Consider the following 7,943-nt stretch of genomic DNA (forward strand, 5'->3'; position numbering starts at 1 on the left):
GGCAGACGGCCCCCTCCCATCCTCCCCCATGAAGGGGGAGGTGCCGCATCCAGCCTTGGGCACCATCGCGCCACGAACTCCACTTTTCACCTCCCCCTTCATGGGGGAGGTCGGGAGGGGGCCGTCTCTATCAGTAGTCCTCACGTCGGAGCCCACCCGTGGCTGATCTCTCCGCCCCCGGCCCGTCCGGCCTGAAGCTGCCGTCTTTCTCGCTGCAGGGGCTGTGGAAGTCGCTCGGCACGTCCGATATCGGGCTCGCCATCGGCATCATGGGGATCATCGTCGTCCTCATCGTACCGCTGCCACCGCTGCTGCTCGACCTGCTGCTGGCGATTTCGATCGTCTTCTCGGTCCTGATCCTGATGACGGCCTTGTTCATCCAGACGCCGCTCGAGTTCTCTGCCTTTCCAACGGTGCTGCTGATCGCCGCCATGCTGCGATTGGCGCTGAACCTCGCCACCACCCGCCTGATCCTCTCCGAGGGTCATAACGGCACCGATGCCGCCGGTCACGTCATCGAGGCGTTCGGCAACTTCGTGATGCGGGGCAACTTCGTCATCGGCGTCGTCGTCTTCGCCATCCTGATCATCGTCAACTTCATCGTCATCACCAAGGGTTCGGGGCGCATCGCCGAAGTGGCGGCGCGCTTCAACCTCGACGCCATGCCCGGCAAGCAGATGGCGATCGACGCCGACCTGTCGGCCGGCCTGATCGACGAAACCACCGCCAGGAAGCGCCGCGAGAACCTGGAGGCCGAAAGCGCCTTCTTCGGCAACATGGACGGCGCCTCGAAATTCGTACGCGGCGACGCCATTGCCGGCCTGCTCATTACCTTCATCAACATCATTGCCGGCCTCGTCATCGGCATGCTGCAGGAAGGGCTGAGCTTTGCCGAAGCCGGTCACAACTATACCCTGCTCACCGTCGGCGACGGCCTCGTCAGCCAGATCCCGGCGCTGATCGTCTCGACTGCGGCCGGCTTGCTCGTTTCCAAGGCCGGCGTTACCGGCTCGGCCGACAAGGCGCTGGTCGCCCAGTTCACCGGCTACCCCAAGGCGCTCGGCATGTCGGCCGCCGTCATCGGCGCGCTGGCGCTGCTGCCGGGCATGCCGATCATCCCGTTCCTGGCACTCGCCGCCGGCTGCGGCTGGCTCGCCTTCAAGTCGGGCAGGAAAAAAACGGCTACTGCCGATCGCGCTATTGTCGAGGCTGCCATGGAGCATGCCGAGGCCAACCCGGTCGCCACGGAAGCCCCGATCACCGACAGCCTCAGGATCGACGAGCTGAAGCTCGAACTGGGCTACGGACTGCTGTCGCTGGTCAAGGAAGACGATACCGGCACCGATCGGCTCACCGAGCAGATCAAGGCGCTGCGCCGGCAGCTCGCCACCGAGCTCGGCTTCATCATGCCGCCGGTGCGCATCCTCGACAACATGCAGCTCGAGCCGAACGACTACAAGGTCAAGATCAAGGAGGTCGATGCCGGCCGCGGCCAGATTTTCGCGCACCAGCTGATGGTGATGGATCCGATGGGCAAGGAGATCAACCTGCCCGGCGTCCACACCACCGAGCCGACCTTCGGCCTGCCCGCCACCTGGATCGAGCCGGCACTGCGCGACGAGGCGGAACTTCGCGGCTATTCGATCATCGATCCCTCGACGGTGATATCGACGCACCTGACCGAAGTGCTGAAGGCCAACGTTTCGGATCTTCTCAGCTATGCCAACGTGCAGTCGCTGCTCGCCGGGCTGTCGAAGGAGCAGCAGAAGCTGGTCGAGGACATCGTCCCCAGCCAGATTTCGGTTTCGGGCGTACAGCGCGTGCTGCAGACCCTGCTCATCGAACGCATCTCGATCCGCGACCTGCCGACCATTCTCGAAGGCATCGCCGAGATTGCCGGCCCCGGCCGCACTGCCCAGGCCATTGCCGAGCACGTGCGCTCCCGCCTGGCCCGCCAGCTCTGCGCCGCCAATCTGGGGCCTGATGGGAACCTGCCGCTGCTGACGCTGTCGCCGCAATGGGAGCGCGACTTCGCCGAGGCGCTGGTCGGCGATGGTAACGACCGTCACCTCGCCATGGCCCCCTCGCGGCTGCAGCAGTTCATCGTCGGGATTCAGCAGGGGTTCGAGAACGCCGCCCAGATGGGCGAAATCCCGGTGCTGATCACCAGCCCCGGCATCCGCCCGCATGTCCGCGCCATCATCGAGCGCTTCCGCCCGCAGACCGTGGTGATGAGCCAGAACGAAGTGCATCCGCGGGTGCGGCTGAAGACCATCGGGAGCGTCTGAGGGCGGCGAACCCGTCGCCGATTGCTGCCGCCGCCCAAGGCAAGCCGAGCATCAGCAATGGGGTATAGAGGGCGCCCCAGTAGCTGTTGTAACTTTTGCCGGCGATGAGGAACAGCGCGGCATAGGCAAAGCCGGTCGCCGCCGCGCGCAAGCCCTCCGGCCGGACGACAAGGCCGAGCAGCCCGAGTGGCAGCACCAGCGCCGTAACCCACAGCGGCAGCAGCTTCAGCAGCCCGTTGAAGGCGCCCGTGGCAAGCAGGAACGTCCCGCCACCGAGGGCCAGCCAGCTGTCGGAATAGGCGCGGTCGAGCGGTCCGAGTTGCGCCGCGACCATCTGCGCGTGCCACAGGAAGTATGCGGCGTAGGCAGCAAGCACCACCAGCCAGCATGCCGCCTCGGCCCAACGCCGCTGCCGGATGGCGAGCCCCAGGCAGATCACGACATAGACCCCGGCGAGCTCGCGCAGGAACAGCGCCAGCGCGCCTGTGACAACGCCCAGCCAGGGCAACCGCGCGCCATAGGCGACAACCGACAAGAGGATCAGCGCACCCGCCGTGATGTCGGAGAACAGCACTGCGTCGGGGCTGCCCAGGTTGGCCAGCGATACCAGCAGAGCCAGCGCGCTGAGGCCGGCGAACAGCGGCCCGGCGCTGTCGCGCGCCAGCCGATAGGCAAACAGGGTGGCGATGACCGCGAGGCCGAGGCCGAGCGCCTGCCCCCATTGCAGCGACGGCAGCGCCGCCAGCACCGTGGCGCTGAGCGGTGTACGCCAGTTGAAGACCGACTGGGTTCCGTACTCCCCTTCGAGCAGCGCCACATGCGCCGCTTCATAGTAACCCTCCCCGCCCCGCATCGCCTCGACAATGCGCCGATAGGTGGCGAGATCCCCTACCGCGCCGGCAGCTTCCGGCGAGCCGACCTCGGGCGGCACGACAGCCGAACCGAACAACGCGATCCACAGCAGCCACAAGGTGGCGAGCGCCGTCGCGGCGAACAGGGCAATAACGAGCGGTCGCCGCGCGTGGCGTAGCCAGGTCTCAGGCAACATGACTGGGGCCCTTCGGGAAAGTCACCATTCTCGGACCGGCGCGTTAACAGACCGATATAAGACAACGCGCTCGCAACCGCGCCGCCATCCATGCATTGCTAGCTGGCGACCAGGAGTACCGCCCCGATGAAGCTCTTCCGCTGCGACCATTGCGGTCACCTGCTCTATTTCGAGAACACCCGCTGCGAGCGCTGCGGCCGGGCGCTCGGCTATGGACCGCGCACCAACAACCTGTTCTCGCTCGAAGGCGGCCCGGCCACCTGGGTGGCGCCGGCGTTCTTCAACCGCTCCTTCGTCTATTGCGCCAATGCGGCGCACGGCGCCTGCAACTGGCTGCTGCCGCATGCCCCGGGCGCCGATCCCTATTGCCTCGCCTGCCGGCACAACGGCTTGATCCCCGATATCCAGAACCCGGTCGATCTTGGCCGCTGGCAGGTGATCGAGCGCGCCAAGAAGCGCCTGATCTATTCGTTGCTGCGCCTGCATCTGCCGCTCGCCACCCGCAACGAGGACCCGGTGCACGGCCTGAGCTTTCGGTTCCTCAATGAGGAAATCGCGCCGGCGCCAGTGCTGACCGGGCACGATAGCGGCATCATCACTCTGGCGCTCAAGGAAGCCGACGACGCCGCGCGTGAATATCGCCGTACCCAGTTCAACGAACCCTACCGCACGCTGCTTGGACACTTCCGTCACGAGATAGGCCACTATTACTGGGACCTGCTGGTTGCCGGGCGCCCCGTCCACGAAGAATTCCGCACCCTGTTCGGTGACGAAAGCGCACCTTATGAGTCCGCCCTCGGGAACCACTACGCCAATGGCGCTCCCGCCGGCTGGCAGCAGAACTACATCTCGGCCTACGCCACCTCGCACCCCTGGGAGGATTTCGCCGAGACCTTCGCGCACTACCTGCACCTGGTCGACACCACCGAGATGGCCGCATCGTTCGGCGTCAACCTGAAGCCATCGGTCGACAAATCGGGAGAACTCACCGCGCGGCTCGACTTCGACCCTTATGCCGGGGGCGGTATCGACGAGCTGATCGAGAACTGGATTCCCCTGGCCTCGCTGATGAACAATCTCAATCGCGCCGTCGGCCAGCACGACGCCTACCCGTTCGTCCTGACCCCTGAGGTGATTGCCAAGCTCGGCTTCGTTGCCCGACTGGTAGGGGACGCCGGCGCGGTGCAGTGGACCGTCCCCAGCCCCGCCGGCCCGGTCCCGATCAACGTGCCTAACGGGTCGGCGGAGCTGCCGCGCACCTGAGGCTGGAGCCGCCGCCGCCAATATGGTCTGTGTGCAGGATGCACGACATCATGCTCATCACCGTTCCGGTCTTTTCCACGCTCGCCAATGCCGCCTTCGCGCTGCGCCGCGAAGTGTTCGTCATCGAGCAGCGGATTCCCGAGGCTGAGGAATTCGACGCCGACGACCTCGCGGCAACCCATGTGGTGGCGATCGCCGCCGGCAACGTGGTCGGCACGCTGCGCATCATCTGGACGCCGGAGCATGTGAAGCTCGGCCGCGTCGTCGTCTCCGGGCTGTGGCGCGGCCAAGGCATCTCGACCCGGCTGCTCCGCTACGCCATGGACCTGGCGCGCGACAGAGGCGAGACGCGGTTCTATCTCACCGCGCAGCACGACAAGCTCGGCGTCTACGAAAAACTCGGTTTCGTCGCCTTTGGCGCGCCGTTCGACGATGGTTCGGGCATCCTTCACCTCGCGATGAAGACTTACTGAGCCCTTGCCGGATTAACTCAAACTTTACCGGTTAACCCCGTAGACCGGGCGCTGCCGCCAATTCTCCGCTAGCTTGCTGGACGTGGGGCGGCTCGCCGCCTCGACAGAACGCTGGGAGGCGTGGAAGGCCGGACCTCGAAAAACGGGGCCGGCCTTTTTTGATTTTGGGCCGATAATTCAAGCGCGTTGGGCTCGGGCTGACCCGCCGCGGTCACCCCACCCACGATGTCATCCCCTGCGAAAGCAGGGACCCAACTATCCACCGGCGCGGGCTGCCAAATGGGTCACTGCTTTCGCAGGGATGACAGCCGGTGGTTGGGGTCAGGGGCGGAGCGAGGCAACTACGCCCGGTGCAGCCCATTCGCGATCTATTCCAGCTTCTTCGCCCAGGCCGAAACCTCATCGCCACTGCTCATATCGGCCTGCACGATCCCGTCGATCATGAAACTCGGCGACACGTGGATGCCGTTCTGCCTGGCATAGCGGGCGTCCCAGCGAGTGGATTTGTCGAGCAGCGGCTCGTCGAACGCCGCCATCAGTTCGAGCCCGGTATAGCCCTCGATCCGCCGGATCAGATCGTTCGGTGTCGCGTCGCGGTTGGGCCCGGTGGCGTGCCGCTCGAACTCGAATTCGTCGCGATGTTCGTAAACTGCCTGCATCACCCGCTTTGCAGCGGCCCGGCCTTCGGGAAGGCTGGCGGCGGCGTAGATCGCGCGGACGATCACCGGGGAAAACAAGTGCCAGGGCTGCGAGTGAAGCCGGATTTTCACCGTCAGCTGGTCCTCGCCCACCGTCGCCAGCAGCGCGTCGAGCTTGCCGAAGGCCTTGCCCGAATAGGGGCAGGTTGGCTCGAGAAACAGCTCGAGCACTTTCGGTCCATGCCCCCACACCAGCGGATCGACCCGGAAATCAGCCACGGCAATACTCCTTTTCAAAAAAGCGGAGCGCGAGGCTACTCGGCCCGCAGCCCCCGGCCTATCGAACATTGATATTTGAAGTTCGCGACCTTTTCGGAACGGTCGCGTCCCGATGACGTTGTCCATCTATCGGGCCGTGCGGCACTCCACTGCCAAGCGATGTGCCGCACGGCCTTGTTCATGACAGGCACGAACCAGAGGACGATACAATGTTCCGCACCCTTCTGACCACTACGGCGCTCACCGCACTGCTGACGGCGGGCGCCATGGCCCAGGATGCCGCCGCCCCGGCAACGACCGAGGCCCCTGCCGCCGAGGCTCCCGCGACCCCTGAGGCTGCACCTGCCGAACCGCTGGATACCTCCATCCTCGCGTCCGGCTACACCGTCACCGACAAGGACAACCTCGCCACCGAGATCATCGGTAAGCAGGTCTATTCCTCCGCCGCGGCGGAAGCCGAGCATATCGGCGACGTCAACAACCTCGTGATCGGCGAAGGCGGCGAGATTGCCGCTGTGATTATCGGTGTCGGTGGCTTCCTTGGTATCGGCGAGAAGAATGTCGCGGTAAATTACGCCGAACTCGAATGGGTCACCGCCGAGGACGGCAGCGAGCGTTTCGTACTGGCGACCACTAAGGAAGCACTAGAGACGGCTCCGGGTTTCGAGACCACTGACGAGGCGGCCGCACCGAGCGACGCCATGGCTCCGTCCGACCAGCCTGCCGATGCCATGGCTCCGGCCGATCAGCCTGCCGACACCATGGCTCCGGCCGATCAGCCTGCCGACACTATGGCTCCGGCCGATCAGCCTGCTGACACCATGGCTCCGGCTGATCAGCCTGCCGACACTATGGCTCCGGCTGATCAGCCTGCTGACACCATGGCTCCGGCTGATCAGTCTGCAGCCCCCGCAGCCACGCCCGCGACCGGCCCGATCGATCGCGCCACGCTGACCGACGCGCCGCTCACCGCTGAAGAGCTGATCGGCACCAATGCCTATGGCCCGGGCGACGAGCACCTCGGCGCGATCGGCGACGTGATCCTCGGCGCCGACGGCACGGCCGTCGATGCGGTGATCATCGATTTCGGGGGCTTCCTCGGCATCGGTACCAAGCCGGTGGCGGTTGCGGTCGAGAACCTGCGCTTCGCCACCAATGCGAACGGCGACAAGTTCCTGTTCGTCAACGTGACGCGCGACCAGCTCGACACGGCGGTGGCCTACAACAAGGACACCTGGGAGGCCGAGCGCGACACCCAGCTGCTGAAGACCGACGCGCAGCAGTAATCGCTTCCCCAAGCACGAAAGGCCCGCTCCGGCGGGCCTTTTCATTGCCTGATCGCGAGATGGCTCAGCGGCGGATATGCCGCAACCGGCCGATCTCGTCGTATTCCGCCTGCTCGGACTTGGCTTCAGCCGCAGCCTCGCGACCGTGCTCGCGCTGGTCCAGCAGCTCGACCTTCTTCAAATCTTCCACCGCCTCGGCCAGCGCATCCTGCGCCGCCTCGAGGTTGCCCTTCATGTCGTTGGCCGAAGCCAGGAGGTTATCCCTGCGGGCGATCGCGGCCTTGGCGAAGGTCGAATAGGCGAAATGCGCGATATCCGAGATGCCGGTCTTCTGCTGCTCGATTTCGATCTGCTGGTCGAGTTCGGCGGCCATCCGCTCGAAATCGGCGATCATCATCTCGATCTGCGTAACCTGACGGCGCTTCTCGTCGACCTGAAACTTCTTAAGCCGGATCAGGCTCTCGCTGCGCGACTTCATGACTTGTACTCCTTACACCTCAAGTCATTCACTTCACTGACGCGGTAGTCTCGCCCACCTTGTCCAGGATTGCTTCCAGCATGACATAGCCGTCGGCAATCGAGGTGCGCTCTTCCCGCTGCTGGCTCAAAAACGCCTCCAGCGCCGGGTTGATCGCGATGGCACGGTCCACGCCTGGATCCGATCCCTT

7 protein-coding genes and 1 pseudogene are annotated in these 7,943 nt (G+C 65.1%); 4 read left to right on the forward strand and 4 right to left on the reverse strand.

Annotated features, from left to right (window positions below; all coding sequences use genetic code 11):
- The first annotated feature begins 158 nt into the window (after positions 1-158).
- Positions 159-2,288, forward strand: a complete 2,130-nt coding sequence (gene flhA / locus VGV07_RS24145) for a flagellar biosynthesis protein FlhA (RefSeq protein WP_326871282.1) — start codon at positions 159-161, stop codon at positions 2,286-2,288.
- Here the strand turns inward: flhA and VGV07_RS24150 are convergent.
- Complete coding sequence (locus VGV07_RS24150) at positions 2,200-3,336, reverse strand: hypothetical protein (protein ID WP_326871283.1); 1,137 nt, start codon at positions 3,334-3,336, stop codon at positions 2,200-2,202. The genes flhA and VGV07_RS24150 overlap by 89 nt on opposite strands.
- Positions 3,337-3,462: 126 nt before the next feature.
- Here VGV07_RS24150 and VGV07_RS24155 point away from each other — a divergent pair, with 126 nt between their 5' ends.
- Positions 3,463-4,599, forward strand: a complete 1,137-nt coding sequence (locus VGV07_RS24155; protein ID WP_326871284.1) for a putative zinc-binding peptidase — start codon at positions 3,463-3,465, stop codon at positions 4,597-4,599.
- A 50-nt stretch (positions 4,600-4,649) separates the two neighbouring features.
- Positions 4,650-5,072, forward strand: a complete 423-nt coding sequence (locus VGV07_RS24160; protein WP_414649992.1) for a GNAT family N-acetyltransferase — start codon at positions 4,650-4,652, stop codon at positions 5,070-5,072.
- 368 nt (positions 5,073-5,440) lie between these two features.
- Here the strand turns inward: VGV07_RS24160 and VGV07_RS24165 are convergent, their stop codons facing one another.
- Entirely contained in the window at positions 5,441-5,995 is a 555-nt protein-coding gene (locus VGV07_RS24165) for a DsbA family protein (RefSeq protein WP_414649993.1), read from the reverse strand.
- 203 nt (positions 5,996-6,198) lie between these two features.
- Here VGV07_RS24165 and VGV07_RS24170 point away from each other — a divergent pair, with 203 nt between their 5' ends.
- Positions 6,199-7,275 (forward strand): PRC-barrel domain-containing protein, encoded by a 1,077-nt coding sequence (locus VGV07_RS24170; protein WP_326871287.1) that lies wholly within the window; start codon positions 6,199-6,201, stop codon positions 7,273-7,275.
- 64 nt (positions 7,276-7,339) lie between these two features.
- Here VGV07_RS24170 and fliJ read toward each other — a convergent pair whose 3' ends face one another.
- Both fliJ and fliI read right to left on the reverse strand, forming a co-directional pair.
- The gene (fliJ, locus tag VGV07_RS24175; RefSeq protein WP_055046077.1) at positions 7,340-7,753 is read right to left on the reverse strand and encodes a flagellar export protein FliJ; all 414 of its coding nucleotides are present in this window, start codon (positions 7,751-7,753) and stop codon (positions 7,340-7,342) included.
- 28 nt (positions 7,754-7,781) lie between these two features.
- Positions 7,782-7,943, reverse strand: a pseudogene (gene fliI, locus VGV07_RS24180) (flagellum-specific ATP synthase FliI); the annotation flags it as partial.

Source organism: Devosia sp. (assembly GCF_035944845.1).
Taxonomy (GTDB): Bacteria; Pseudomonadota; Alphaproteobacteria; order Rhizobiales; family Devosiaceae; genus Devosia_A.

Coding starts and splice junctions, on each gene's coding strand:
- VGV07_RS24170 (WP_326871287.1), top strand. CDS start 6,199: ATGTTCCGCACCCTTCTGACCACTACGGCGCTCACCGCACTGCTGACG.
- VGV07_RS24155 (WP_326871284.1), top strand. CDS start 3,463: ATGAAGCTCTTCCGCTGCGACCATTGCGGTCACCTGCTCTATTTCGAG.
- VGV07_RS24160 (WP_414649992.1), top strand. CDS start 4,650: ATGCTCATCACCGTTCCGGTCTTTTCCACGCTCGCCAATGCCGCCTTC.
- fliJ (WP_055046077.1), bottom strand. CDS start 7,753: ATGAAGTCGCGCAGCGAGAGCCTGATCCGGCTTAAGAAGTTTCAGGTC.
- VGV07_RS24150 (WP_326871283.1), bottom strand. CDS start 3,336: ATGTTGCCTGAGACCTGGCTACGCCACGCGCGGCGACCGCTCGTTATT.